Below are 24,167 nucleotides of genomic sequence, written 5' to 3'. Positions count from 1 at the left end.
GCATTTCCCGGCCCCTGCATTTCCCGGCTTTCGAACAGGAGTTTCCCGAACGAACTCGCCAGCTAATTCACAGTCAATTCTCAAATTGACCTCGCATACTTTTCCCGGTGAGATGGAAATTCTCGCCGAGAAAGGTCCGTGGAAATGGCTGTCCTCACCCGGTTCGTCCTCCCGCACGCCGTCCCCCGGTTCGGCGACCCGCGCTTCGGCACCCCGCTGCCGGGCGAGGAGGAGCACGCCGCCTTCGGACTGCTGCGCGCCCGCTGGTCCTCCCGCGGCCTGGAGCTCACCGGCTTCGCCCGCCCCGACGACCGGTCCACCGCCCGCCCCGGCTCGGCCTGGACCTGGCTGACCCTGCGCGCCGACCACCTCGGCACCCCCCTGCACCTCCCCACCAGGCCCCGCCGGCTCCCCGAGATCACCGACGACAGCGCCCAGCCCGAGCACAACCACGACTGGGCCGGCTTCACCGCCCTGGTCGAGCCGCGCCGGCTGCGCACCGCCGACGGCTGGCTGCTCGGCGACTGGACCGTCGAGGCCACCCTGTTCACCCTCGCCCGCCCCACCCGGCTGCGCCGCCAGTACGGCGGCCTCGCCCCGCACTGGTGCGGCTCCGGCGAGTACCCGCCCGCCCGCTGGGTCGACCACGACGTGCGGCTCCAGCCGCACTTCGCCGACGGCCGGCTCGCCGTGCGGCTGGAACGCCCCGCCGCCCGCCTCACCCGGGCCGTCCCCGGCCCCGACGGGATCGAGCTGCACCTCACCACCGCCGGGCCGCTCCCGGACCGGACCGCGTTCCGGCTGCGCCACCGCGAGAGCGGCACCGTCCTGATCCGGCCCGCCACCGGCACCGGGCGGACCCGCGGCGTCCTCCTGCCGTACGCGCCGTTCACCGCCGACGGGCGCGGCGCCGGCGAACTGGAGCACTGGGACGCCGCGTTGGTCCACCCCGACGGCACCGCCGAGCCGCTGGTCCTGGACGAGCGCGGCGGGCCGGTCTCCGGCCAGCACCCGCTGCCCGGGGCCGAGGACCGGGCCCTGCACCTCAAGCACCTCGCCGACGGCCGGCTCCAGCTCTGCGTCCGGCCCGCCGCCGGCTGGGTCGAGCGGCTCACCACCCGGGCCGGCGGCTTCGAACTCACCGGCCACTGCCCCACCGACGGCCCGCTGGAGCTCGTCCTGCGGCACAACGGCACCGGCGGCGAGGTCCGCCACCCGGTCCGGACCGGCCCCGGCCGGCGGTTCACGATCCGGCTGCCCGCCACCCGCACCGGCTCCGACGGCACCGCGCTGCCCCTGCGCAAGGGCCTGTGGGAAGCCACCCTGGAGCCCGTCGGCCGGCCGGGACCGGCCCGACCGCTGACCGCCTCGCCCGCCGTCCTGGCCGCGCTGCCCGCCGCCACCCTGGCCGGCGGCAAGCGGATCCTGCTGGAGCGCCGCTGGCACGACACCCTGCTGCTGGACTCCACCCCCGTGCTCACCGCCGCCGAGCGCAGCGCCTGGACCCAGGCCCGCCAGCGCACCGCCGGCTACCCGGCCGCCTGCCGCGAACCGCTGCGCGAGGCCGTGCTCTACGACGTCTTCGGCGGCCGCGGCTACGCCGACTCACCGCGCGCCGTGCACACCGAACTCGCCCGCCGCGGAACGCCGTTGGAGCACCTGTGGGTGGTCGACGACGCCCAGGCCGAGCTGCCGCCCGGGGTCCGCGCCGTCCGGGTCTGGAGCCCCGAGTGGTACCGGGCGCTGGCCACCAGCCGCTACCTCGTCGGCAACACCCACTTCCCGGACTTCCTACGCCGGCGCCCCGGCCAGGTGGTCGTGCAGACCTGGCACGGCGCCCTGCTCAAGCGGATCGCCCACGACGTCGAGAACCCCTGGCTCGCCGACCACGGCTACCTCGCGGCCCTCGACCGGGAGACCCCGCACTGGAGCCTGCTGCTCTCCCCCAGCCCCTTCGCCACCCCGATCCTGCGCCGGGCCTTCCGCTACCGGGGCGAGATCCTGGAGTCCGGCTACCCGCGCAACGACGTGCTGGCCCGCCCCGACCCGCGCCGGGCGGCCGCCGTCCGGCGCCGGCTGGGGATCCCGGCGGGCCGGCGGGTGGTGCTGTACGCGCCGACCTGGCGGGAGGACCGGCCACGCCCGGACGGCGACGGCTTCCGGCTCGACCTGCGGCTCGACCTCGACCGGGCCCGGCAGGCGCTCGGCGGGGACCACGTGCTGCTGCTGCGGCCGCACGCGCACGTCCGCGAGCCGCTCACCGGCACCGGGGACGGCTTCGCGATCGACTGCGCCGACTACCCGGACGTCCAGGAGCTGCTGCTGATCGCCGACGTCCTGGTGACGGACTACTCGTCGATCCTGTTCGACTTCGCGGTCACCGGCCGGCCGGTGCTGTTCTTCACCTACGACCTGGCGCACTACCGGGACGGCCTGCGCGGCTTCGCCTTCGACTTCGAGGCCCAGGCCCCGGGACCGCTGCTCGACGACTCGGCCGCCCTGGTCACGGCGCTGCGCGCGCTCGCGGACGGCGGCAACGGAGCTGACGGACTGCCGGCCGGGTACGCCGAGCGCTACCGGCGCTTCCGGGACACCCACTGCGTGCTGGACGACGGCGCCGCGGCCCGCCGGGTGGTCGACCGGATGCTGGAGCTCGGCGCCCGCCCCGGGGGTCAGCAGAAGGCGTAGGAACGCCAGGGCCGCCAGACCTCGTCGACGTCGAAGCGGGAGAGGCTGAACCCGGGAACCGGGAACGCCGCGTGGAAGGACCGGGCCTGCTCCTGGGCCCGGTCGAGCACGTGCTCCTCCAGACCGTGCGCCACCGTCACGTGCGGGTGGTACGGGAACGCCAGCTCACGGGCCAGCGGACCGGAGCGGACGTCCGCCTCCAGCAGCCGGCACTCCCGCTCGCCCTCCTCCACCCGGACGAAGACCACCGGGGAGACCGGGCGGAAACTGCCGCCGCCGCGCAGCACCATCCGGAACGGCCGGTGCGCGGCGGCCACCGCCGCCAGGTGCTCCTCGATCTTCGGCAGCGCCTCGGCCGGCACCTCGGTGGGCGGCAGCAGGGTGACGTGCGTGGGTATCGACCGGGCCAGCGGATCGCCGTGCCCGGCCCGCGCGTCCTGGATCGCCGTGCCGTACGGATCCGGGACAGTGACGGACACGCCGATGGTCAGGAACTCGGGGAGCTCCTGACCACCGGGCAGGCTCGTCAGCGGAATCACCGCGCGGAGGCCGGGAGGAAGCCGATCCGGTCGTACACCGTGGCCAGCGTCTCGGACGCCACCGCCCGGGCCTTCTCGGCGCCCACCGCGAGGGCGCGGTCCAGCTCGGCCGGGTCGTCCAGGAAGGTCCTGGTGCGCTCCTGGAAGGGCAGCACCCACTCGGTGAAGAGCTCGGCCAGCTCGGTCTTCAGGGCGCCGTACATCTTGCCCTCGAAGTGCGCGACCAGCTGCTCGATCGACTGGCCGCTGAGCGCCGAGTGGATCCGCAGCAGGTTGGAGACGCCGGCCTTCTCCTGCTCGTCGTAGCTGACCACGGTGCCGGTGTCGGTGACGGCGCTCTTGAACTTCTTGGCGCTGGCCTTCGGCTCGTCCAGCAGGCTGACCAGGCCCTTGACGGAGGACGCGGACTTGCTCATCTTGACGGCCGGGTCCTGGAGGTCCTGGATCTTCGCCGTCTCCTTGAGGATGTACGGCTTCGGGACCGTGAAGGTCGGGCTGTAGCGGGAGTTGAAGCGCTCCGCGAGGTCGCGGGTGATCTCCACGTGCTGGCGCTGGTCCTCGCCGACCGGGACGGCGTCCGCCTGGTAGAGCAGGATGTCCGCGATCTGCAGGATCGGGTAGGTGAACAGGCCGACGGTGGTGCTGTCGGCGCCGTACCGGGAGGACTTGTCCTTGAACTGGGTCATCCGGGAGGCCTCGCCGAAGCCGGTGAGGCAGTTCATCACCCAGGCGAGCTGCGCGTGCTCGGGCACGTGCGACTGGACGAACAGGGTGCAGTGCTCCGGGTCCAGACCGGCGCCGAGCAGCTGCGCGGCGGAGATCCGGGTGTTCTGGCGCAGCGTCGCCGGATCCTGCGGCACGGTGATCGCGTGCAGGTCGACGACCATGTAGAAGGCGTCGTTCTCCTTCTGCAGGTCGACCCACTGGCGCACCGCGCCCAGGTAGTTGCCGAGGTGGAAGGAACCGGAGGTGGGCTGGATGCCCGAGAGCACCCGGGGACGGTCCTTGACCGGACCAGTGACCGCTGCGTTGACCATGCGGGCCATTGTTCCAGTTCCACCGACCGGTCAGGAAACCTCCTGCCCCGGCGGTTCCGCCAGTGTGACCGCACTCACCCTCACCCGGGCGATCCGCCGGCCCTCCAGCTTGGCCACCGTCAGCAGCACCTCCTCGCCGGGACCGGCCGGGATCCGCACCCGGTCGCCGTCGGCGGGCAGCCGGCCGAGCGCGGCGACCAGGCAGCCCGCCACCGTCTCGTACGGGCCCTCGGGGAGGGTGACGCCGGTCTCCTCGACGAAGTCGGCCAGGTTGAGCAGGCCGTCGAGCTCCACGCCGCCGCCGGCCAGGCGCCGGGTCGGGGAGGACTCCGGGGTGTCGTACTCGTCGCGGATCTCCCCGATCACCTCCTCCACCAGGTCCTCCAGGGTGACGATGCCGGCGGTGCCGCCGTACTCGTCGACCACGATCGCCAGGTGGTGGCCCTCCCGGCGCATCTCCCCCATCGCCTCCAGCACCCGCTTGGTGCCGGGCAGCAGCTTGATCGGGCGGGCCAGGTCACGGACCTTGGCGGCCCGTTCGCCGCGCACGCCGTAGAGGTCGCGGACGTGCACGAAGCCGGTCACCGCGTCGTAGCTGCCCTCGATCACGGGGTAGCGGGAGTGCGGCGAGGAGTCCGCCTGGGCGCGGACCTCGGCGAGCGGGCGCTCGGCGTCCAGGAAGGTCACCTCGGTGCGCGGGACCATCACCTCGCGCAGCTGGCGCTCGCCCGCGGCGAACACATCGGCGATCAGCGTCCGCTCGTCGTTCCCGAGTTCGGTGTTGGCGGCGACCAGGCCGCGGAGCTCCTCCGAGCTCATCGAGCCCCGGCCCGCGGTCGGGTCGCCGCCGAGCAGCCGGACCATCAGGTCGGTGGAACGGCCGAGCAGCCAGATCGCCGGGCGCAGCACCACCGACATGACGTCGACCACCGGCGCCGCCAGCAGGGCGATGGAGTCGGCGCGCTGGAGGCCGATCCGCTTCGGGGTGAGCTCGCCGAGCACCAGCGAGACGTAGCTGATCACCAGGGTCAGCCCGACCAGGGCGGTGGCGTCGGCGACGCCCTCGGACAGCCCGGCCCGGACGAACAGCGGGGCCACCTTGCCGGCCAAGGTGTCGGCGCCGAACGCGGCGGAGAGGAAGCCCATGCAGGTCACGCCGACCTGGACGGCCGCCAGGAAGCGGTTCGGGTCGGCGGCGAGGTGCGCGGCCCGGGCCGCCCGCCGGGTGCCGCGTGCCTCCAGCGTCCGGATCTGTCCCTCGCGCAGCGAGATCAGCGAGATCTCGGCGACGTTGAACAGGCCGCCCAGGACGATGAAGACGAGGACGAGCGCGGCGTCCTCGATGGTTTCGTTCACAGCGGGCCAGTGTAGGGCGACGGCCCGCCGCCCCCGCGGAACGGGGACGACGGGCCGTCGTGGAGGCGTCGGGGCCGGCTCAGATGAGGCCGAGCTCCTGGACCGCGTCGCGCTCCTCGGTCAGCTCCTGGACCGAGGCGTTGATGCGGCCGCGCGAGAAGTCCGAGATCTCCAGGCCCTGGACGATCGAGAACTCGCCGTCCTTGGTGGTGACCGGGAAGGAGGAGATCAGGCCGGCCGGGACGCCGTAGGAGCCGTCGGAGACGACACCCATCGAGGTCCAGTCGCCCTCGGCGGTGCCGTTGACCCAGGTGTACACGTGGTCGATGGCGGCGTTGGCGGCCGAGGCGGCCGAGGAGGCGCCGCGGGCGTCGATGATGGCCGCGCCGCGCTTGGCGACGGTCGGGATGAAGTCGTTCTCCAGCCAGGCCTGGTCGCTGCCGACGGCCTCGAAGGCCGGCTTGCCGGCGATCTCGGCCTGGAAGATGTCCGGGTACTGGGTGGCGGAGTGGTTGCCCCAGATGGTGACGCGCTTGATGTCGGAGACCAGGGCGCCGGTCTTCAGCGAGAGCTGGCCGACGGCCCGGTTGTGGTCCAGGCGGGTCATCGCGGTGAAGCGCTCGGCCGGGACGTCCGGGGCGTTGCGCTGGGCGATCAGGGCGTTGGTGTTGGCCGGGTTGCCGACCACCAGGACCTTGATGTCGTCCGCGGCGTTCTCGTTGATGGCCTTGCCCTGCGGGCCGAAGATGCCACCGTTGGCCTGCAGCAGGTCGCCGCGCTCCATGCCGGCGGTGCGCGGACGGGCGCCGACCAGCAGCGCGACGTTGGCGCCGTCGAAGGCCTCGGCCGGCTTGTCGGTGATGGTGATGTCGCGCAGCAGCGGGAAGGCGCAGTCCACGAGCTCCATGGCGGTGCCCTCGGCGGCCTTGAGGCCCTGCGGGATCTCCAGGAGGCGCAGGTTCACCGGGACATCGGCGCCGAGCAGGTGGCCCGAGGCGATGCGGAAGAGCAGCGCGTAGCCGATCTGGCCGGCGGCTCCGGTGATGGTGACATTGACGGGGGTGCGGGTCATTTCTACCTTCTCCAGCAAATCGCCAGGTGCCCCAGGCACGTCGGCGCGCTGGAGCCGAGGACGGTCTCTCGACATCGAGAGAACCGGCGTCAGGGTATCGCAAAGGGAAGCGTACGCCGCGGCCGCGGTCGTGACTGCTCGGTCACAGACGATGACGGCCCCCCGCCCGGGCGTCGGGCGGGGGGCCGGCAAGGGGTCCCGGTCAGCGGCGCGGACGGCCGGTCAACGGCGCGGGCGGCCGATCAGCTGGCCGATGTTGTCCAGCAGCGGGAGCTCCAGCCAGGGGTTCGGCTGGGCCATCAGGGTCAGCAGCACGATCGACAGGCCCAGGAACGTCAGCACGATCACATCGGTGAAGCGGCTGCGCACCGCCAGCATGCCGACCTCCGGCAGCACCAGCCGGAGCAGCGCGCCGAGCAGCACACCGCCGCCGACGATCAGCAGCCCGTACTTGAAGCCGTCCTGGAAGTCGGCGAACCAGGTGACCGCGAGACCCGCCGCGACCACCAGCAGGACCACCGTTATCGGCCACTGCCGGACCGGCAGCGCGTGGTCGCGCCCGAGCGCGGCCGCCGAGCCCTCGGGGGGCAGGGTGCCGGTGGTCTTCACCGGCCTGCGCCTGGTCCGGCGCGGTTCGCTCATGGCTTCCCGTCCTTCGGGGTCGTCGATCGGATGGGTCGGCGCCGGGCCGGGCCCGGTGGGCCCGGAGGCTCGGCGGCCGGACGCGGTGGTCAGGCGCCGGCGCGGCGCTCGGCCGCCACCACGATGTTGTTGAGCAGCATGGCGCGGGTCATCGGGCCGACGCCGCCCGGGTTCGGGGAGATCCAGCCGGCCACCTCGGCCACGTTGGGGTGCACGTCGCCGACGATCTTGCCCTCGCTGCGGCTGACGCCGACGTCCAGCACGGCCGCGCCGGGCTTGACGTCCTCCGGCTTGACCAGGTGCGGCACACCGGCGGCGGCGACGATGATGTCGGCCTGGCGCAGGTGGTGGGCGAGGTCGCGGGTGCCGGTGTGGCAGAGGGTGACGGTGGCGTTCTCGCTGCGACGGGTGAGCAGCAGGCCGATCGAGCGGCCGACGGTCACGCCCCGGCCGACCACGACCACCTCGGCGCCGTCGATCTGCACGCCGTGGCGGCGCAGCAGCTCGACCATGCCGAGCGGGGTGCAGGGCAGCGGGCCCTCGATGCCCAGGGCGAGGCGGCCGAGCGAGGTCGGGTGCAGGCCGTCCGCGTCCTTGTCCGGGTCCATCAGCTCCAGGACCGGGTTCGGGTCGAGGCCCTTGGGCAGCGGCAGCTGGACGATGTAGCCGGTGCAGGTCGGGTCGGCGTTGAGCTCCCGGACGACGTTCTCGACGTCCTCCTGGGTGGCGGTGGCGGGCAGCTCGCGCTGGATCGAGGCGATGCCGATCTCGGCGCAGTCCTTGTGCTTGCCGTTGACGTACCAGCGGCTGCCCGGGTCGTCGCCGACCAGGACGGTGCCGAGGCCGGGAGTGATGCCCTTGGCCTTGAGGGCCGCCACGCGGGTGGCGAGTTCGGACTTGATCGCGGCCGCGGTCGCCTTGCCATCGAGAATCTGCGCAGTCATGACCCCATTCTCCCGGATCGGCGCCGGTGTCCGTGCCATCGGTCCCGGGCCTCGGACGGATGCCCCGGGGCGGGCCCCGGCGGGGGCCGGGCAGTGTCCGGGCGGGGGCCGGGCAGTGTCCGGGCGGGGGCCGGGAGGGGACCGGGAGGGGACCGGGAGGGGACCGGGAGGGGGCCGCGGGGGCGTTCCGGGCCGGGGCCGGACGGATGCGGAACGTTCGGCTCTTATTGCGGTTGCGCCACAGTCCGGCCCGAGGCGTGAACGCGGCTGGACACGGTACTGCCGTCCGGTCGACGATAAGCAGGCATTCCCCGCCGCATCCGGCCCGGTGACGGGCCGACGGACAGACCCGGCGGGGCGTACTCGGGGGAAGAACGAAGTGAGCCGACCAGACCGCACCGCGCCGACGACCGACCGCCGACGCGGGTTGCCGCGCGCCACCGGGCCGTCCCGGCTCCCGTTCGCACGCTTCCCACGGCCCTGAGCGGGCGCGCGCACCGGTCGGCCCACGCCCCCGGTGTCAGTGTGCTCCGCTAACGTCCCGTCCGACCGGCTACCCGTCCAGCCGGCCCGTTCCGGGGCCTCCGCTGTCCCGTCCCCACTTGTCCCCATCTGCCCGGAGGCATCGATGAGCTACCCGCCCGACCCCAACAACCCGTACAACCAGCCCCAGCAGCCCCAGCAGCCCGGCTACGGCTACCCGCAGCAGGCGCCGCCGGCCGCAGGCTACGGCTACCCGCAGCAGCCCCCGCAGCAGCCGGGCTACGGCGTGCCGCAGCAGCAGGCCTACGGGTACGCGCCGGCGCCGGGGACCCTCCAGGCGAACAACGGCTACATCAACATCGCCCAGCTCGGCACCGTCAAGCTGGCGACCATGGGCCAGCGCTTCCTGGCCCGGCTGATCGACGGCCTGGCCGTCGGCGCGATCATCGCCCTGGTCATGGCCCTCGGCCTGGCCGGCACGCTCGGCATCGTCAAGGACGCCGACGACTGCTCGAAGTACACCTACCCGAGCTCGGCCTACAGCAACTGCCTCCAGGACCAGACCGACGCCGCGAGCGGCGTCTTCGCCACCATGATGATCATGATCGCCGTGCTGGCCGTGTTCAACCTGCTCTACGAGTGGCTGCTGGTCTCCTTCGCCGGCGCCACCCTGGGCAAGATGGCCATGGGCCTGCGCGTGGTCAAGGAGAGCACCGGTCAGAACCCGGGCCTGGGCGGCGGCTTCATCCGCTTCATCATCCCGATCGTCGGCGCGTTCCTCTGCTACATCGGCGCGCTGCTGGTCTACCTGTCGCCGTTCTTCGACAACTCCGGGAAGCTGCAGGGCTGGCACGACCGTGCCGCCGGCACCCTGGTGATCAAGAAGTAACGCGGTACCCCGTACGGCGGAACGGCCCGGCCCCCTCGGTGGAGGGAGCCGGGCCGTTCCGTCGTTCCGTGCCGTTCAGCGACGTGCCGTGCGGCGCCGTGCCGCCGGCCGACGCGTCAGTGGAAGAAGTGGCGGGTGCCGGTGAAGTACATGGTCACCCCGGCCTCGGCGGCGGCCGCGACCACCTCTTCGTCCCGGATCGAGCCACCGGGCTGGACGATCGCCCGCACGCCGGCCGCGATCAGGATCGCCGCGCCGTCCGCGAACGGGAAGAAGGCGTCGGAGGCCGCGTACGAGCCCTTGGCCCGCTCGCCGGCCCGCTCCACCGCGAGCTTGCAGGAGTCGACGCGGTTGACCTGGCCCATGCCGACGCCCACCGAGGCACCGTCCTTGGCCAGCAGGATCGCGTTGGACTTGACGGCCCGGCAGGCCCGCCACGCGAACGCCAGCTCGGCCAGCTCGGCCGGGGACAGCGCCTCGCCGGAGGCCAGGGTCCAGGTCGCCGGGTCGTCGCCCTCGGCGTGCACCCGGTCGGCGTCCTGGAGCAGCACGCCGCCGGAGACCGGGCGCACCTCCTGGCGGTTGGCCGGGGCCTCGGGGGCCAGCAGCACCCGCAGGTTCTTCTTGCGGGCCAGCACCTCGACGGCGCCGTCCTCGTAACCGGGGGCCACCACGACCTCGGTGAAGATCGGGGCGATCTGCTCGGCCAGCGCCACCGTGACCGGGCGGTTGACCGCGATCACACCGCCGTACGCGGAGACCGGGTCGCACTCGTGCGCCTTGCGGTGCGCCTCGGCGACGTCCGCGCCGGTCCCGATGCCGCACGGGTTGGCGTGCTTGATGATCGCGACGGCCGGCTCGGCGTGGTCGTAGGCGGCGCGGCGGGCGGCGTCGGTGTCGACGTAGTTGTTGTACGACATCTCCTTGCCGTGCAGCTGCCGCGCGCCGGCCAGGCCGCCGCTGCCGTCGGTGTACAGCGCGGCGCCCTGGTGCGGGTTCTCGCCGTAGCGCAGCACGTTCTGGCGCTCGTAGGCCGAGCCCAGGAAGGCCGGGAAGGCGTCCTCGGTCTCCGTGTAGCCGGACTCCTCGAACCAGTTGGCCACCGCGACGTCGTAGGCGGCGGTGTGGGCGAAGGCCTGGGCGGCCAGCCGCTTGCGGGTCAGCAGGTCGAAGCCGCCGCCCCGGACGGCCGTCAGCACGTCCTCGTAGCGGGCCGGGTCGACCACGACGGCCACCGAGGGGTGGTTCTTGGCGGCGGCGCGGACCATGCTCGGGCCGCCGATGTCGATCTGCTCGACGCACTCGTCCGGGGTGGCGCCGGAGGCGACGGTCGCCTTGAACGGGTAGAGGTTCACCACGACCAGGTCGAAGGGCTCGACGCCCAGCTCGGCCAGCTGCGCGCGGTGCGACTCCAGCCGCAGGTCGGCGAGGACGCCGGCGTGCACGCGGGGGTGCAGGGTCTTCACGCGCCCGTCCAGGCACTCCGGGAAGCCGGTCAGCTCGGAGACCTCGGTCACCGGGACGCCCGCGGCGGCGATCCGGCCGGCGGTCGAGCCGGTGGAGACGATGGCGACCCCGGCGGCGTGCAGGCCCTGGGCCAGCTCCTCCAGACCGGTCTTGTCGTACACGCTGATCAGCGCGCGGCGGATCGGCCGGACGTTCTCGGAGACAGGGGGCGTGGTGGGAGCGGCGCTCATGCCGGAATCCATACCTTTCGGTCCTCGATGCGGTGACCCTCGCGGGCCAGCCGGCCCACGACGTCGACGAGCAGCTTGCGCTCGACAGTCTTGATGCGTTCGTGCAGCGCCTCGCCGCCATCGGCGTGGTCGGCGTCGTGGACCTCCACGACGCCCTGCGCGATGATCGGCCCGGTGTCGACGCCGGTGTCGACCAGGTGGACGGTGCAACCGGTGACCCTCACCCCGTACGCCAGCGCGTCGGTGACGCCGTGGGCGCCGGGGAAGGAGGGCAGCAGGGCGGGGTGGGTGTTGACGATCCGTCCGGCGAAGGCCTCGACGAACCGGGGGCCGAGGATCTTCATGAACCCGGCCGTGACGACCAGGTCCGGCTCGTACCCGGCGACGGAGGCGGTCAGCGCGCGGTCCCAGTCCGCCCGGTCCCCGTGGTCCTTCACCCGGTGCACGAAGACCGGCAGGCCGGCCCGCTCGGCGCGCTCCAGCCCGGCGATGCCGTCCCGGTCCGCGCCCACGGCGAGGATCTCCGCCCCGTACGCGGGGTCGGCGACGGCGTCGATCAGCGCCTGGAGGTTGGTGCCGGAGCCGGAGACCAGCACCACCAGACGGGCCGGTCCGGGAGTGCGGGGCGGGAAGAGCTGAGCGGGGGCGGCGGCCACTGCGCGATTCTCCGTAGGTCGGGCGCCGCCCGCTGGTACATCCACCGGCGGTGGGGCCACTACGAACGGCAGGTCGAGCGGGGAGGAACTCCAGGAGAACCCGCCGCGACGCGGGCCCCGGGGAACCCGTGGGAGCTGCTGACCGTCACCACCATAACGGCTGGTCGGACGGCCTCCGAAACACCGTCCGGGGCTACGCGCGTAGCTGAGACCGGGATCTCGCCGGCCGTCCGGAGCCGGGCCCGGGCCGCGGCCGACCGCCGACTCCCGGGCCGCAGGACGTGCCCGGACCCCCCACAGGGGCCTGCGGGAACATAGGGTGGCGCGGGCACCCGCCCCACCGACCGAGAAGGAATGGCCGAACCATGAGCAGCGGTGACGACACCGGCGAGCGCAACCCCTTCGCGCCGCCGCCGGCGGATGCCCCCGAGCAGCCGTGGCGCCCGCGCGCTCCCCAGCCCACCGGCGACCCCGAGCGGCCCGAGGGCCAGGAGGGCGACCCGGACGACCGTCCGCTCGTCCCGCCGCCCCACCCGTGGAGCCCCGGCTACCAGGGCGGCGGCTGGAACCCCCGCCCGCCCGCGCCGCAGCCGCCCCGGCTCGACCCGAACGACCCCGCCCAGCGCAAGGCCCGCAACGCCGCGCTGGCCGGCATGGCCGCGCTGGTCTGCGCGTTCGCCGCGCTGCACTACGTGGCCCTGTTCGTCGGCGCGCTCGCCATCGTCTGGGGCGTCTCCGCGATGCGCTCCCCCCGGCCCGCCGCCACCGAGGGCGGCACCCCGGCGACCGTCGGCACCGGCACCGGAACCGGAACCGGCACTGGCGCCGGCACGCAGAACCCGCTCACCCCGGCCGCGCTGGCGGGCGTCCTCACCGGCGCGATGACGGTGGTCTTCGTCTCCTCCGTCCTCGGTCTCGCGCTGTACTACAACGACTACGTGACCTGCGTGCAGGACTCGCTGACCTCCAGCGGCGCCGACGGCTGCGACCGGCTCGCCCCGCAGTGGTACGTGGACATCACCAAGAAGAGCGACTGAGCCGGATCACCGCGCGGGGCCGCCGGGAGCACCGGGAGCCGTGGCGGCGGCGGCTCCGGGAGCCGTCGGGACACCGGGGGCTCCCGCCAGGCGGGTGACCGCGCCGTACGCGCGAGCGCGCAGCAGGAGTGCGCCCCGGCGGGCGGTCACGGCGAGCGCCCCCGGGACGAGGGGGACCCCGGACCGCCAGGACCTGCCCGGGCCGCCCGCCGCCGTCCGCAGCGCCCGGGACCGCGCCAGCACCGCGACCGGGGCGGACACCACCGCGACCCAGCCCGCCGCCGCGACCGCCGTCCACCACGGCACCGGACCCAGCCACGCCATCCGGCCCGCCCCCAGCGCCCCGCCGGCGAGCCACCCCAGTCCCGCCGCCGCGCCGCCGACCAGCAGCCCGGACGCCAGCGCCGCCACCACCGTCGCCGCCACCGGCCACGGGGCACCCGCCCGCACCGGCCCGGCCGCCGGCCCGCCGTCCGGCAGCCCTCCGTCCGCCGCGGCCGCCCGGCCCAGCAGCAGCCCCGGCACCAGGCCCGCCAGCGCGGGCAGCACGCACACCGCCAGCCGCCAGCCGCCCGCCCCCGGCTCCGGGAGCAGCGCGAACAGCGGGAACTCCGGCACCGGGCCCAGCGTCGTCCGCACCGGCGACACCACAGTCCCCGCGCCGACCGCGAACCCCGGCCCGAGCGCGTACGCCGCACCCCACAGCACCGTGTTCGGCAGCAGTACCAGGGTCAGCAGCAGCACTCCCGCCACCGCCGCCGGTCCGCCCGCGAACACCGCCGACCCGGCGCCCCCGCCCACCGCGGCGAGCACCGCCGCCACCGCGACCACCAGCCCGCCGGCAGCCAGCAGCCCCGCCCCGGCCGCCAGCGCGGCCACCCGGACCACCGGCGCGCCGCCGGTCGGCCGAACCCGCTCCGGCAACCCGGCCAGAGCGCGTTCCAGGGCCTCCACCCCGGCCGGGGCCGCCCCCGGCCGCCGCGCACCGGCCGCCACCGCCGCCCCGGCCACCAGCGCGACCACGGCGAGGTCGGCCGCCACCCGGGCCCTGAACTCCCCCGCCCCGGCGCACTGCGCCACCACCGCGCACGCGACCGCGACATAGCCCGCCCAGAGCGCCCGGACCCCGCCGCGGCCCCCCGGCCGCCCGGCGCCGCGCGCCGCCACCCGGCCGCCCGCCCGGTACAACTGGCCCACTGCCAGCAGCCCCAGCCCCAGCGGTGCGACCGAGAGCGGCACCCCGACCGGCCCGCGCAGCACCGGCGCACCGTGCCCCAGCAGCCACAACGCGGACGCCAGCCGCAGCGCCCCGGCCGCGCCGTCGTCCGCGAACGGGGTCACCACCCAGAGCCCGAGCACCGGAACGGTGACCACCGACAGCCCGAGCAGGGCCGTCCGGATCCCGGTGAGCAGGGCGGAGAGGACGGGCCTGGCCCCCAGTTCGCCCGGCGCTTCCAGAATCGGACGACCCGTCAGCTGCGTCATGGGCCTCATCGTGCCAAGGCGACTCGCCATGCTCCGTGAAGAGGCAAACCGCCGGGGTGTCCCAGATTATTGGCTTATGCGCATTTTCAGACCATGCCCTCTCACCGCCGCGACCGATCCGGCCCGGAGCGTCTGATGACCAAGCCCCCGACCGCCTCCCGCACCGGCACCCAGCCCGCACCTCCCGCCGCACCCGCCGCCGCGTCCGCCTCGCCGAACCGCGGCGGGAAGGGCCGCCCCGGAAAGCGCAAGGGCGGCCGGGGCCGGGGCGGCACCACCACCGACGGAGCGGACGGGGCCGCGCAGAACGGCGGGGGGAGGCCGGACGCGGAGGCGGCGGCACTGCTGCGCCGCCTGACGGCCCGTGAGGCCGAGGCCTTCGCCCACCTCGCGGCCGGCCGGGACCTCGCCGAGACCGCCACCGCACTGGGCGTCACCCCCACCACCGCCCGCAGCTACCAGCACCGCGCCCTGCGCAAGCTGGGCACCCGCACGCAGGCCGAGCTCGCCGCTCTCGCCGCGCTGCTGCCGACGCCGCCGGGGGCGGGGGGCTCCTCAGCTCCGGCGAAGGCTGCGGCTGCGGCTGGGGCCGGGGCTGCGGATCCGGCGTCAGCTTCGGCTCCGGGTGCGGCTGCGGCTCCGGCTCCGGCTCCGGCTCCGGCTCCGGCTCCGGCTGCAGCGAAGGCCGGTGCGGGTGGCGACGGCCACCGACCGGCCGCGCCCGGGGACGCCCCGGCCCGGAAGGCCGTCCGGTCCCGGCCGGCACCCGCCGCGCCGACGGCAGGACCCGCGCGCACCGGCCGACCGCCGACGGCGGCCCAGGACACCACGCCCGACACACCCGTGACGCCCGGCCCGGATCCGAAGCCCACCCGGACCCGGCCGGGCGTGGTCGCCGCGGCCGAGGCTACCGCCGCACAGCCGTCCGGCACCGCGCCTGCGTCCGCGCGGCCGACGCGCACGGGCAAGGGCCCCGAGCCCCGCCCGACGGGTGCGACGGCCGAACCCGGAGCCCGGTCCGCGCCCGCACCGGACGCCGACAGGGCCAGGACCGGCCCGACCACCGTCGCCGCCGGACGCCCCGGCCCCACGGACCGGCGGGGCACCGAAGCCCGCCCGACGGACGCGACGGACGCGACGACCGAGCCCCGACCCCGGTCCGGACCGACACCGGCCCCCGCCGCCGACGGGAGCCCGCCGGCGGGGTTCGAGGAGGTGTACGAGGCGGGGCACACCCGGCTGGTGCAGCAGGTCTTCCTCCTCACCGCCTGCAAGCACCGGGCGGTGCACTGCGTCGGGCGGGCGTTCGGCGAGGCGCGGCGGCACTGGCCGGAGGTGGCCGCCGGGGCCGAGCCCGAGCAGTGGGTGCGGATCCGGGCGTTCGAACTGGCGCTGTCCCCCTGGCACCGGGGCGGGCCCCGGCGGGCGCACGCGTGGCGGTTGCCGCACCGGCGGATCAAGGTGCGCCCGGCGGACGAGGCCCAGGCGGTACTGCCGGACCACGACCGCCTGACCGACCGGGACCGGGCCCTGCTCAAGGCGCTGCGCCGGCTCTCCCGGCCGCAGCGCCGGGCGCTGGTGCTGCACGACGGCCTGGGACTGCCCGCCGCCGCGGTGGCGGTGGAGGTGGAGTCCACGGTCGCGGCCGCCGAGGGGCGGGTGTGGGCGGCGCGGACGGCGCTGGCGCAGTGGGTCCCCGACCTGGTGGGGCCGGACCCGGCGGCGGACGGGTTCGCGGACCGGCTGTGCGGGCTGCTGCACCGGGCCGCGGTGCGCGGGGTGCCGGAGCCGCACCGGCCGCCGGTGCCGCTGCTGCGGGCCCGGCAGGGGCTGGTGCACGCGGGCCGGACTGGGGCTGCGGCGCTGCTGACGGTGGCCGTCGGCGGCGCGGTGGCGGCGACGCTGGCGGGCGGCGGACCGGGCGAGCTGTTCCGGCCGTCGGATCCGCCGCCGCCGGTGCTCTGCGCGCCGGTGCCGACGCTGGCGACCGAGCCGGAGGCCCTGCTGCCCCTGCTCGCGGAGGGCGCGCCGTCCGGGATCCACAGCCTCTGGTGCTCGCCGACGCCGGGGCTGGAGCCGGTCGTGGTGGATCCGCCGCCGCCCCGCGAGGACGGCCCGTACCGGCCGCCTGCGGCCGGGCGGGCCGGGGTGGCGCTGCCGCCGCCGGCCGCGGTGGTCCCGGAGTCCCCGGGCTGCGCGTCCTGGGTGCTGCGCCCCTGCCCGGCGGAGCACCGGGCACCGCGCTGATCCCGGCGCCGGGTCAGCCCCGGACCAGCGCCGGACCAGCACCGGAGCCGCTCCGGAACGACAGCGCCCCCGCACCGGCGAGGCCGGTGCGGGGGCGCTGTGCGCGAGCGGGGGGCGTCAGCCCTTGAACAGCTCACGGGCCAGGCGGGCGGTCTCGGACGGCGTCTTGCCGACCTTGACACCGGCGGCCTCGAGGGCCTCCTTCTTCGCCTGGGCGGTGCCCGAGGAGCCGGAGACGATGGCGCCGGCGTGGCCCATGGTCTTGCCCTCCGGGGCGGTGAAGCCCGCGACGTAGCCGACGACCGGCTTGGTGACGTGCTCGGCGATGTAGGCCGCGGCACGCTCCTCGGCGTCGCCGCCGATCTCACCGATCATGACGATGAGCTCGGTCTCCGGGTCCTCCTGGAACGCCTTGAGGGCGTCGATGTGGGTGGTGCCGATGACCGGGTCACCGCCGATGCCCACGGCCGAGGAGAAGCCGATGTCCCGCAGCTCGTACATGAGCTGGTAGGTCAGGGTGCCGGACTTCGAGACCAGGCCGATCTTGCCGGCCTTGGTGATGTCGGCCGGGATGATGCCGGCGTTCGACTGTCCGGGGCTGATCAGGCCCGGGCAGTTCGGGCCGATGATCCGGGTCTTGTTGCCCTTGGAACCGGCGTAGGCCCAGAACGCGGCGGTGTCGTGCACCGGGACGCCCTCGGTGATGACGACGGCCAGGCCGATCTCGGCGTCGATGGCCTCGACGACGGCGTCCTTGGTGAACTTCGGCGGCACGAAGATGACGGTGACATCGGCACCGGTCTTCTCGATGGCCTCGGCGACGGTGCCGAAGACGGGCACCTCGGTGCCGTCGACGTCAACGGTGGTGCCGGCCTTGCGCGGGTTGACACCGCCGACGATCTGGGTGCCGGAGGCGAGCATGCGGCGCGTGTGCTTCATGCCCTCGGAGCCGGTCATGCCCTGGACGATGACCTTGCTGTCCTTGGTAAGGAAGATAGCCATGGTGTGAAAGTCCCCTTCCTTACTTGTTGGCCAGCTCGGCGGCGCGGTCGGCCGCACCGTCCATGGTGTCCACCTGCTCGACGAGCGGGTGGTTGGCGTCGGTCAGGATCTGACGGCCCAGCTCGGCGTTGTTGCCGTCGAGACGGACGACCAGCGGCTTGGTGACCGCCTCGCCCTTCTCCTCGAGCAGCGCGAGGGCCTGCACGATGCCGTTGGCGACCGCGTCACAGGCGGTGATGCCGCCGAAGACGTTGACGAAGACCGACTTGACGTCGGCGTCGCCCAGGATGATCTCCAGGCCGTTCGCCATGACCTCGGCGGAGGCGCCGCCACCGATGTCGAGGAAGTTGGCGGGCTTGACGTTGCCGTGCTTCTCGCCGGCGTACGCGACCACGTCGAGGGTGCTCATGACGAGACCCGCGCCGTTGCCGATGATGCCGACGGAACCGTCGAGCTTGACGTAGTTGAGGCCCTTGGCCTTGGCGGCGGCCTCCAGCGGGTTGGCCGCGGCCTTGTCCTCGAGCGCCTCGTGCTCGGGCTGGCGGAACTCGGCGTTCTCGTCCAGGGAGACCTTGCCGTCGAGCGCGATGATCTTGCCCTCACCGGACTTGATCAGCGGGTTGACCTCGACGAGGAGGGCGTCCTCCTTGATGAAGACGGTCCACAGCTTCTGCAGGACGTCGGCGACCTGGTCGGCGACCTCGGCCGGGAACTTCGCCGCGGCGACGATCTCGGCGGCCTTCTCCGGGGTGCAGCCCTCGTTGGCGTCGACCGGGATCTTGGCGAGCGCGTCGGGGTTCTCCTCGGCGACGACCTCGATCTCCACGCCGCCCTCGACGCTGGCCATGGCCAGGAAGGTGCGGTTGGTGCGGTCCAGCAGGAACGAGACGTAGTACTCGTCCTTGATGTCCGCGGTCTGGGCCAGCATCACCTTGTGCACGGTGTGGCCCTTGATGTCCATGCCGAGGATCTGCTCGGCCTTGGCGACGGCGTCCGCCGGGTCGGCGGCCAGCTTCACGCCGCCGGCCTTGCCTCGGCCTCCCACCTTCACCTGAGCCTTGACGACGGCGCGGCCGCCGAAGCGCTCGGCGATGGCGCGAGCCGCTTCGGGGGTCTCGATGACATCGCCGTCAAGCACGGGAACACCGTGCTTGGCGAAGAGGTCCCTCGCCTGGTACTCGAACAGGTCCACGTGTTTGTCCTTGTTCGTGGTCGCGGATTGTGTCTCTACGAGCGTGCCACGGCAGGATCTTCGCTGCGGGTCGTCGGGGCGGTGCGGGTACGCAGAGGTACGGCCTTGCGGCCCACACAGCCACGGGCGCACACGTCAATTCACACGCGCGTCACGTCCGTCTGGCAGGTTATCCCCGCCGGACGGGCGTGTTTCGCCCGGGGCCTGCCAGTCTTTGGTGAGAACCGTCACAGAAAGCCCGAAGGGCGTGCGCCCGGCGCTCGGACCGGCGGGTTTGCTCGTCCACGCCCCATGTTCCCCCGTACGAGTGAGACGGGCGCGCGCCGGGCCGACAACTCCGGCCGCGGCCGCCGGGCGGACGGCCTGTCACGCCCCCGGTCGGGTCACACCCCCTGGTCCGGAACCGGGATCGGGCGCTTCCCGATCGCCGCCGCCATGATCTCCGGGAAGGCGTCGGGGGTGCAGGCGAAGGCCGGGGCACCGAGGGCGGCCAGCGCGGCGGCGTGCGCGTGGTCGTAGGCCGGCGCGCCCTCGTCGGAGAGCGCCAGCAGGGCGATGAACTGGACGCCCGCCGCCTTCATCGCGGCCACCCGCTTGAGCATCCCGTCCCGGATGCCGCCCTCGTAGAGGTCGCTGATCAGGACGACGACCGTCTCGGCCGGCCGGGTGATCCGGGACTGGCAGTAGGCCAGCGCCCGGTTGATGTCGGTGCCGCCGCCGAGCTGGGTCGCGAAGAGCACGTCGACCGGGTCGGCGAGCTGCTCGGTGAGGTCGACCACCGAGGTGTCGAAGACCACCAGCCGGGTGTCCAGGCTCTTCATCGAGGCGAGCACCGCGCCGAACACCGCCGCGTGCACCACGGACGCGGCCATCGACCCGGACTGGTCGATGCAGAGGACGACGTCCTTCTTCACCGCGTGCCGGGCCCGGGCGAAGCCGACCAGCCGCTCGGGCACGACGGTCCCGTGCTCCGGCAGGTAGTTCCGCAGATTGGCCCGGACGGTGCGGTCCCAGTCGATGTCGCGGTGGCGCGGGCGGCCGACCCGGGCGCTGCGGTCCAGCGCGCCGCCGACGGTGGCCCTGGTCCGGTCGGCCAGTCGGCGCTCCAGCTCGGCGACCACCGTGCCGACGACCGCGCGGGCGGTCTCCCGGGTGGTCTCGGGCAGCGCGTGCTTGAGCGAGAGCAGGGTGGCGACCAGGTGGACGTCCGGCTCGACGGCCTCCAGCATCTCCCGTTCCAGCAGCAGCTGCTCCAGCCCGAGCCGGGTGATCGCGTCCTGCTGCATCAACTGGACGACGGTGGCCGGGAAGTACTCGCGGATGTCGCCCAGCCAGCGGGCCACCTGCGGGGCCGAGCCGCCCAGGCCCGCGGAGCGGCGCCCGGAGCGCGGCTGCCCGGCCCGGCCCTCCTCGGGGGCGCCCCGGTAGAGCGCGGCGAGCGCGCCGTCCATCGCGGCGTCCCGGCCGTGCAGGGCGCGGCCGGTCCCGTCGGCCTCGCCGCCGAGGACCAGTCGCCAGCGGCGCAGCCGCTCGTCGGCGGGGGTGGTGGGAGGCAGGGGGGTGCCGGCGGCCATCGGGGACTCCTCTGGGTGCGGTCTGCGGGACGGGACGGGAGGGGGCGGCCGGTGGCCGGTGGCTTTCAGGTGTCGCGGCCCCCGGCCTGCCGGGGGATCCTCGGGCGGCCGGCCCCGGGCGGGGCCTCGGCACCGGACCCGGCCGCGGCGCCGGCCGGCAGGCCGAGCAGCAGGGCGACCACCGGCAGCGCGGCGCCGGCCCGGGCGAGGTCCACCTCGGCGGCCTCCGCGGCCGGTCCGGCGTCGCCGGAGTCGAGCGGGCCGGCCGCCACCCGGCTGCCGACGGTGTGTCTGACCCCGGCCTCCAGGGTGGCGAAGGTACGGCGCAGCAGCGGCAGCAGATCGGTGAAGACCGCCGCCGGGACGCCGGTCAGCCAGGCGTCGAGCAGGCCCAGCAGCCGGGGGTCGTGCAGCAGCAGCGTGCCGCCGCCGGACAGGAAGCCCTCGATCCACCCGGCCGCGTCCGCCGGGCTGCCGGCGGTGGAGAGCACCAGGCCGAGCCGCCGCCCGGCCTCCGCCGGGTCCAGCCGGCCGTCGTCCAGCAGCAGCCGGACGGCCCGCCCGCGCAGCAGCCCGGGCACGCCGGTGGCCGGTCCGCCGGTGGGCTCGCGCCGGGCGAGCGAGCGCAGCGTGCCGGCCCAGCGGTCGGCGAGGCCGTCGTCGCCGCCCAGCAGGCCGATCGCGCCGTGCACCTCGTCGAGGTGGACGCGCATCGCGGCGGCGCCGGCCGCGTCCAGGCCGGTGCAGGCGGGCGGCAGGCCGACCCGGATCCGGTCGGCGAGCCCGCCGGCCACCTCGCCCAGGGCGGTGTGGTCGGTGCCCCGGACGTCGCCGTAGCGCAGCGCGCGGACCAGGGCGGGCAGGGCGCGGGCCAGGTGGGCGACATCGGTGTCCAGTGCGGCGAGGTCGGCGAGCACCCGCATCACGGCGGGCAGCGCCTCGGCCAGGTCGGCCACCAGGCAGGTCTCCACCAGCCCGGTGAGCTCGGCGAGTTCGGCCGCCGCCCGGGCGGTGCCGACGGCCTTGCCGACGGCGGCCCGCTCGACCGTGGTGCCCCACTGGGCGGCCTCGGCGATCCGGACCGCGAACTCCTGCTGCCAGCACAGCCGCCAGCTCTCCCGGAAGGTGCCGGTGGAGGCGACCTGGGAGCGGACCGGCACACCCCAGTCGACGCCCAGCAGCCGCAGCCGGTGCAGCAGCCGGGAGCGGGCCGCGTCGGTCTCCTTGCGCAGGTCGAGGTCGAGCTCGCGCGGCTCGGGCGCGGGCTTGAGCCGCAGGGTGCGCTGGAGCCGGGCCAGGTCGCGCTGGAGCGGGACGGCGGGCGCGTCCTCGGGCACCGAGCCGAGCGCGTCGCCGATCACCAGCCGGTCCCGGACCAGCGCGAGGGCGACGTCCGAGCCCTCGCACATCACCGCGCGCACGGCGTCCAGCGTCTCGGTGAGCCCGGCCAGCGGGCGGCCGCGCAGCCCGGCGAGGGCGCGGGCCAGCCGGACCGCCTCGATGACGTGCGCGGAGGAGACCGGGTGGTCCTCGGCACGGAGCAGGCCGGCGGCCCGGGTGAGCCAGCCGGGCAGCGGGTCGCCGTCCGTCCGGTGCAGGTGGTGGTACCAGCCCGGGGAGACGATCCCGGCGCCGTAGCCGGACAGTTGGGAGAGCCTGCGGTGCGTCCAGGGCACCCAGGTGATCTCGGTCCGCACCTTCTTCGGCAGCCCGGCGAGCAGCGCCCGGTCCTCGGCGACGGTCGGCGTCCGCTCCAGTGCGGGCACGTGGAAGGCCCCGCAGACCACCGCGATCCGGTGGTGGCCGGCCCGGCGGGCGGCGCGGATCCGGCCGCGCATGTACGCCTCGCGCTGCCGGTCGCGCAGGCTCGCCCCGCCGTCCTCGCGCAGCACCGCCATCGCCTCGGCGACGGCCGCGAACGGCGCGAGCGCGTCCTCGCCGTCGGCGGGGCGGCGGTGCTCGACGACGTCCTCCCACCAGCGCTCGGGGTCGTCGTGGCCGGCCGCCTCGGCGAGCCGGGCGATCGGGTCGCGCGGCAGGGCGGCGTCCTCCTCCTCGGCGCCGCCGTCCCCGCCCTCCGCGAAGGAGTGCCCGGCCGGCAGGTCGATGAACCGGAGCGGCACCCCGCGGTCGACGGCGTGACGGATCGCCACCCACTCCGGCGAGAACTCGGCGTAGGGCCAGAACGCGGCCCGGGCCGGGTCGTCGGCCGCGTGGGCCAGCAGGGCGACCGGCGGCACCATGTCCTTCGCGGCGGCCAGCCCGAGGATCGGCTCGGCCTCCGGCGGCCCCTCCACCAGCACCGCGTCCGGCCGCAGCCGCTCCAGCGCGGCCGCCACCGCGCGGGCCGAGCCCGGCCCGTGGTGCCGTACGCCCAGCAGTGTCACCTCTGCGCTCATCGCGCCCTCCCTCCCGTCGTCGGCGAGTCCTGCGGTCGTGCGTTCGCACGTTGCCGCGGTCGTGCGGCTCAGCGGGCGTTCTCACGGGCGGCGCGGTAGAAGTCCTGCCAGCCGTCCCGCTCGCGGACCACGCCCTCGACGTACTCGCGCCAGACCTGCTGGTCGGCGGCCGGGTCGCGGACCACGGCGCCGATCACCCCGGCCGCGACGTCGCCGGCCCGCAGCACCCCGTCGCCGAAGTGCGCGGCGAGCGCCATGCCGTTGGTGACCACCGAGATGGCCTCGGCGGTGGACAGGGTGCCGCTCGGGGTCTTCACCTTCGTCCGGCCGTCGGCGGTGAGGCCGGCCCGCAGCTCCCGGAAGACGGTCACCACCCGCCTGATCTCCTGGGCGCCACCGGGCAGTTCGGGCAGCTGGAGCGAGCGGCCGAGCTGCTCGACCCGGCGGGTGACGATGTCGACCTCCTCCTCCAGCGAGCCGGGCAGCGGCAGCACCACGGTGTTGAAGCGGCGGCGCAGCGCGCTGGACAGCTCGTTGACCCCGCGGTCGCGGTCGTTGGCGGTGGCGATGACGTTGAAGCCGCGCACGGCCTGGGTCTCGGTGCCCAGCTCCGGGATCGGCAGGGTCTTCTCGGACAGGATGGTGATCAGACTGTCCTGGACGTCCGCCGGGATGCGGGTGAGCTCCTCGACCCGGGCGATCCGGCCGTCCGCCATCGCCCGCATCAGCGGCGAGGGCACGAGCGCCTCCCGGCTGGGCCCGTCGGTGAGCAGCCGGGCGTAGTTCCAGCCGTAGCGGACCGCCTCCTCCGGGGTGCCCGCGGTGCCCTGCACCAGCAGCGTGGAGTCGCCGCTGATCGCCGCCGCCAGGTGCTCGGAGACCCAGGTCTTGGCGGTGCCCGGCACCCCCAGCAGCAGCAGCGCCCGGTCGGTGGCGAGCGTGGTGACGGCGACCTCCACCACCCGGCGCGGGCCGATGTACTTGGGCGTGATCACGGTGCCGTCGTCCAGCTCGCCGCCCAGCAGGTAGGTGGCGACGGCCCACGGGGAGAGCCGCCAGCGCTCCGGGCGCGGACGGTCGTCCCGGGCCGCGAGCGCGGCCAGCTCGGCGGCGAACGCGTCCTCCGCGTGCTGCCGCAGGACATCGGTCACGAGGTCGGTCATCGGGGCCCCTTCGGGTCGGCCCTCCGGGCACACGGATGCCCGGGCGGCGGGATGGTCGGGGGGAG

Annotated in this window: 18 protein-coding genes; 4 read left to right on the top strand and 14 right to left on the bottom strand. The window is 74.9% G+C overall.

Annotated features, from left to right (window positions below):
- The first annotated feature begins 144 nt into the window (after positions 1–144).
- The gene (locus tag IF01_RS0112230; protein ID WP_051755238.1) at positions 145–2,688 is read left to right on the top strand and encodes a CDP-glycerol glycerophosphotransferase family protein; all 2,544 of its coding nucleotides are present in this window, start codon (positions 145–147) and stop codon (positions 2,686–2,688) included.
- Here the strand turns inward: IF01_RS0112230 and IF01_RS0112225 are convergent.
- The 6 genes from IF01_RS0112225 to IF01_RS0112200 all read right to left on the bottom strand — a co-directional run bounded on the left by IF01_RS0112225 (position 2,673) and on the right by IF01_RS0112200 (position 8,278).
- Complete coding sequence (locus tag IF01_RS0112225) at positions 2,673–3,227, bottom strand: 2'-5' RNA ligase family protein (RefSeq protein WP_233290250.1); 555 nt, start codon at positions 3,225–3,227, stop codon at positions 2,673–2,675. The two genes, IF01_RS0112230 and IF01_RS0112225, sit on opposite strands and share 16 nt — an antisense overlap.
- Entirely contained in the window at positions 3,224–4,264 is a 1,041-nt protein-coding gene (trpS, locus tag IF01_RS0112220) for a tryptophan--tRNA ligase (RefSeq protein ID WP_063764198.1), read from the bottom strand. Before trpS ends, IF01_RS0112225 begins: the two co-directional genes overlap by 4 nt.
- 30 nt (positions 4,265–4,294) lie before the next feature.
- Positions 4,295–5,620 carry a hemolysin family protein gene (locus tag IF01_RS0112215; protein WP_030393373.1) on the bottom strand — a complete coding sequence of 442 codons (1,326 nt, stop codon included), beginning with the start codon at positions 5,618–5,620 and terminating at the stop codon, positions 4,295–4,297.
- A gap of 79 nt (positions 5,621–5,699) precedes the next feature.
- Entirely contained in the window at positions 5,700–6,692 is a 993-nt protein-coding gene (locus IF01_RS0112210) for a malate dehydrogenase (RefSeq protein WP_030393372.1), read from the bottom strand.
- A 222-nt stretch (positions 6,693–6,914) separates the two neighbouring features.
- The gene (locus tag IF01_RS0112205; RefSeq protein WP_037779666.1) at positions 6,915–7,334 is read right to left on the bottom strand and encodes a DUF3017 domain-containing protein; all 420 of its coding nucleotides are present in this window, start codon (positions 7,332–7,334) and stop codon (positions 6,915–6,917) included.
- A gap of 89 nt (positions 7,335–7,423) precedes the next feature.
- Positions 7,424–8,278 carry a bifunctional methylenetetrahydrofolate dehydrogenase/methenyltetrahydrofolate cyclohydrolase gene (locus IF01_RS0112200; RefSeq protein WP_030393370.1) on the bottom strand — a complete coding sequence of 285 codons (855 nt, stop codon included), beginning with the start codon at positions 8,276–8,278 and terminating at the stop codon, positions 7,424–7,426.
- Between the two features lie 628 nt (positions 8,279–8,906).
- On the opposite strand from IF01_RS0112200, the gene IF01_RS0112195 reads away from it, so the two are divergent.
- The gene (locus tag IF01_RS0112195; RefSeq protein WP_030393369.1) at positions 8,907–9,650 is read left to right on the top strand and encodes an RDD family protein; all 744 of its coding nucleotides are present in this window, start codon (positions 8,907–8,909) and stop codon (positions 9,648–9,650) included.
- 116 nt (positions 9,651–9,766) lie between these two features.
- Here the strand turns inward: IF01_RS0112195 and purH are convergent, their stop codons facing one another.
- Both purH and purN read right to left on the bottom strand, forming a co-directional pair.
- The gene (gene purH / locus IF01_RS0112190) at positions 9,767–11,347 is read right to left on the bottom strand and encodes a bifunctional phosphoribosylaminoimidazolecarboxamide formyltransferase/IMP cyclohydrolase (protein WP_030393368.1); all 1,581 of its coding nucleotides are present in this window, start codon (positions 11,345–11,347) and stop codon (positions 9,767–9,769) included.
- A complete protein-coding gene (gene purN, locus IF01_RS0112185; protein ID WP_030393367.1) occupies positions 11,344–12,003 on the bottom strand; it encodes a phosphoribosylglycinamide formyltransferase in 660 nt (219 codons plus the stop codon). The genes purH and purN overlap by 4 nt, the downstream gene beginning before the upstream one ends.
- Positions 12,004–12,368: 365 nt before the next feature.
- On the opposite strand from purN, the gene IF01_RS0112180 reads away from it, so the two are divergent.
- On the top strand, positions 12,369–13,040 hold the full coding sequence (locus IF01_RS0112180; RefSeq protein WP_051755236.1) for a DUF308 domain-containing protein: 672 nt from the start codon (positions 12,369–12,371) through the stop codon (positions 13,038–13,040).
- 6 nt (positions 13,041–13,046) lie between these two features.
- Here the strand turns inward: IF01_RS0112180 and IF01_RS0112175 are convergent, their stop codons facing one another.
- Entirely contained in the window at positions 13,047–14,525 is a 1,479-nt protein-coding gene (locus IF01_RS0112175) for a cell division protein PerM (RefSeq protein ID WP_051755233.1), read from the bottom strand.
- 135 nt (positions 14,526–14,660) lie between these two features.
- On the opposite strand from IF01_RS0112175, the gene IF01_RS43825 reads away from it, so the two are divergent.
- Positions 14,661–16,772, top strand: coding sequence for a LuxR C-terminal-related transcriptional regulator (locus IF01_RS43825; protein ID WP_030393364.1), 2,112 nt, complete (start codon positions 14,661–14,663; stop codon positions 16,770–16,772).
- Between the two features lie 117 nt (positions 16,773–16,889).
- On the opposite strand, the gene sucD is transcribed toward IF01_RS43825, so the two are convergent.
- From sucD to IF01_RS0112145, 5 genes are all read right to left on the bottom strand, one after another.
- Complete coding sequence (gene sucD, locus IF01_RS0112165; protein WP_030393363.1) at positions 16,890–17,774, bottom strand: succinate--CoA ligase subunit alpha; 885 nt, start codon at positions 17,772–17,774, stop codon at positions 16,890–16,892.
- A 19-nt stretch (positions 17,775–17,793) separates the two neighbouring features.
- Positions 17,794–18,966 carry an ADP-forming succinate--CoA ligase subunit beta gene (sucC, locus tag IF01_RS0112160; RefSeq protein ID WP_030393362.1) on the bottom strand — a complete coding sequence of 391 codons (1,173 nt, stop codon included), beginning with the start codon at positions 18,964–18,966 and terminating at the stop codon, positions 17,794–17,796.
- Positions 18,967–19,349: 383 nt separating this feature from the next.
- Positions 19,350–20,540 carry a VWA domain-containing protein gene (locus IF01_RS0112155; protein ID WP_030393361.1) on the bottom strand — a complete coding sequence of 397 codons (1,191 nt, stop codon included), beginning with the start codon at positions 20,538–20,540 and terminating at the stop codon, positions 19,350–19,352.
- 65 nt (positions 20,541–20,605) lie between these two features.
- On the bottom strand, positions 20,606–22,939 hold the full coding sequence (locus tag IF01_RS0112150) for a DUF5682 family protein (protein ID WP_063764195.1): 2,334 nt from the start codon (positions 22,937–22,939) through the stop codon (positions 20,606–20,608).
- 68 nt (positions 22,940–23,007) lie between these two features.
- Positions 23,008–24,102: an ATP-binding protein gene (locus IF01_RS0112145; protein ID WP_037779665.1), complete on the bottom strand. Its 1,095-nt coding sequence runs from the start codon at positions 24,100–24,102 to the stop codon at positions 23,008–23,010.
- Between the last annotated feature and the right edge of the window lie 65 nt (positions 24,103–24,167).

This window comes from Kitasatospora purpeofusca, assembly GCF_000718025.1.
GTDB classification, from domain to species: Bacteria; Actinomycetota; Actinomycetes; order Streptomycetales; family Streptomycetaceae; genus Kitasatospora; species Kitasatospora purpeofusca.
The sequence above is the reverse complement of the archived record's forward strand: the minus strand, read 5'-3'. Positions and strand labels throughout refer to the sequence as shown.

Bases quoted from the DNA above. Each gene is read 5' to 3' on its own strand.
- IF01_RS0112230 (WP_051755238.1), top strand. From the start codon at position 145: ATGGCTGTCCTCACCCGGTTCGTCCTCCCGCACGCCGTCCCCCGGTTC.
- trpS (WP_063764198.1), bottom strand. From the start codon at position 4,264: ATGGTCAACGCAGCGGTCACTGGTCCGGTCAAGGACCGTCCCCGGGTG.
- IF01_RS0112210 (WP_030393372.1), bottom strand. From the start codon at position 6,692: ATGACCCGCACCCCCGTCAATGTCACCATCACCGGAGCCGCCGGCCAG.
- IF01_RS0112205 (WP_037779666.1), bottom strand. From the start codon at position 7,334: ATGAGCGAACCGCGCCGGACCAGGCGCAGGCCGGTGAAGACCACCGGC.
- IF01_RS0112200 (WP_030393370.1), bottom strand. From the start codon at position 8,278: ATGACTGCGCAGATTCTCGATGGCAAGGCGACCGCGGCCGCGATCAAG.
- IF01_RS0112195 (WP_030393369.1), top strand. From the start codon at position 8,907: ATGAGCTACCCGCCCGACCCCAACAACCCGTACAACCAGCCCCAGCAG.
- purH (WP_030393368.1), bottom strand. From the start codon at position 11,347: ATGAGCGCCGCTCCCACCACGCCCCCTGTCTCCGAGAACGTCCGGCCG.
- IF01_RS0112180 (WP_051755236.1), top strand. From the start codon at position 12,369: ATGAGCAGCGGTGACGACACCGGCGAGCGCAACCCCTTCGCGCCGCCG.
- IF01_RS0112175 (WP_051755233.1), bottom strand. From the start codon at position 14,525: ATGACGCAGCTGACGGGTCGTCCGATTCTGGAAGCGCCGGGCGAACTG.
- IF01_RS43825 (WP_030393364.1), top strand. From the start codon at position 14,661: ATGACCAAGCCCCCGACCGCCTCCCGCACCGGCACCCAGCCCGCACCT.
- sucD (WP_030393363.1), bottom strand. From the start codon at position 17,774: ATGGCTATCTTCCTTACCAAGGACAGCAAGGTCATCGTCCAGGGCATG.
- IF01_RS0112155 (WP_030393361.1), bottom strand. From the start codon at position 20,540: ATGGCCGCCGGCACCCCCCTGCCTCCCACCACCCCCGCCGACGAGCGG.
- IF01_RS0112150 (WP_063764195.1), bottom strand. From the start codon at position 22,939: ATGAGCGCAGAGGTGACACTGCTGGGCGTACGGCACCACGGGCCGGGC.
- IF01_RS0112145 (WP_037779665.1), bottom strand. From the start codon at position 24,102: ATGACCGACCTCGTGACCGATGTCCTGCGGCAGCACGCGGAGGACGCG.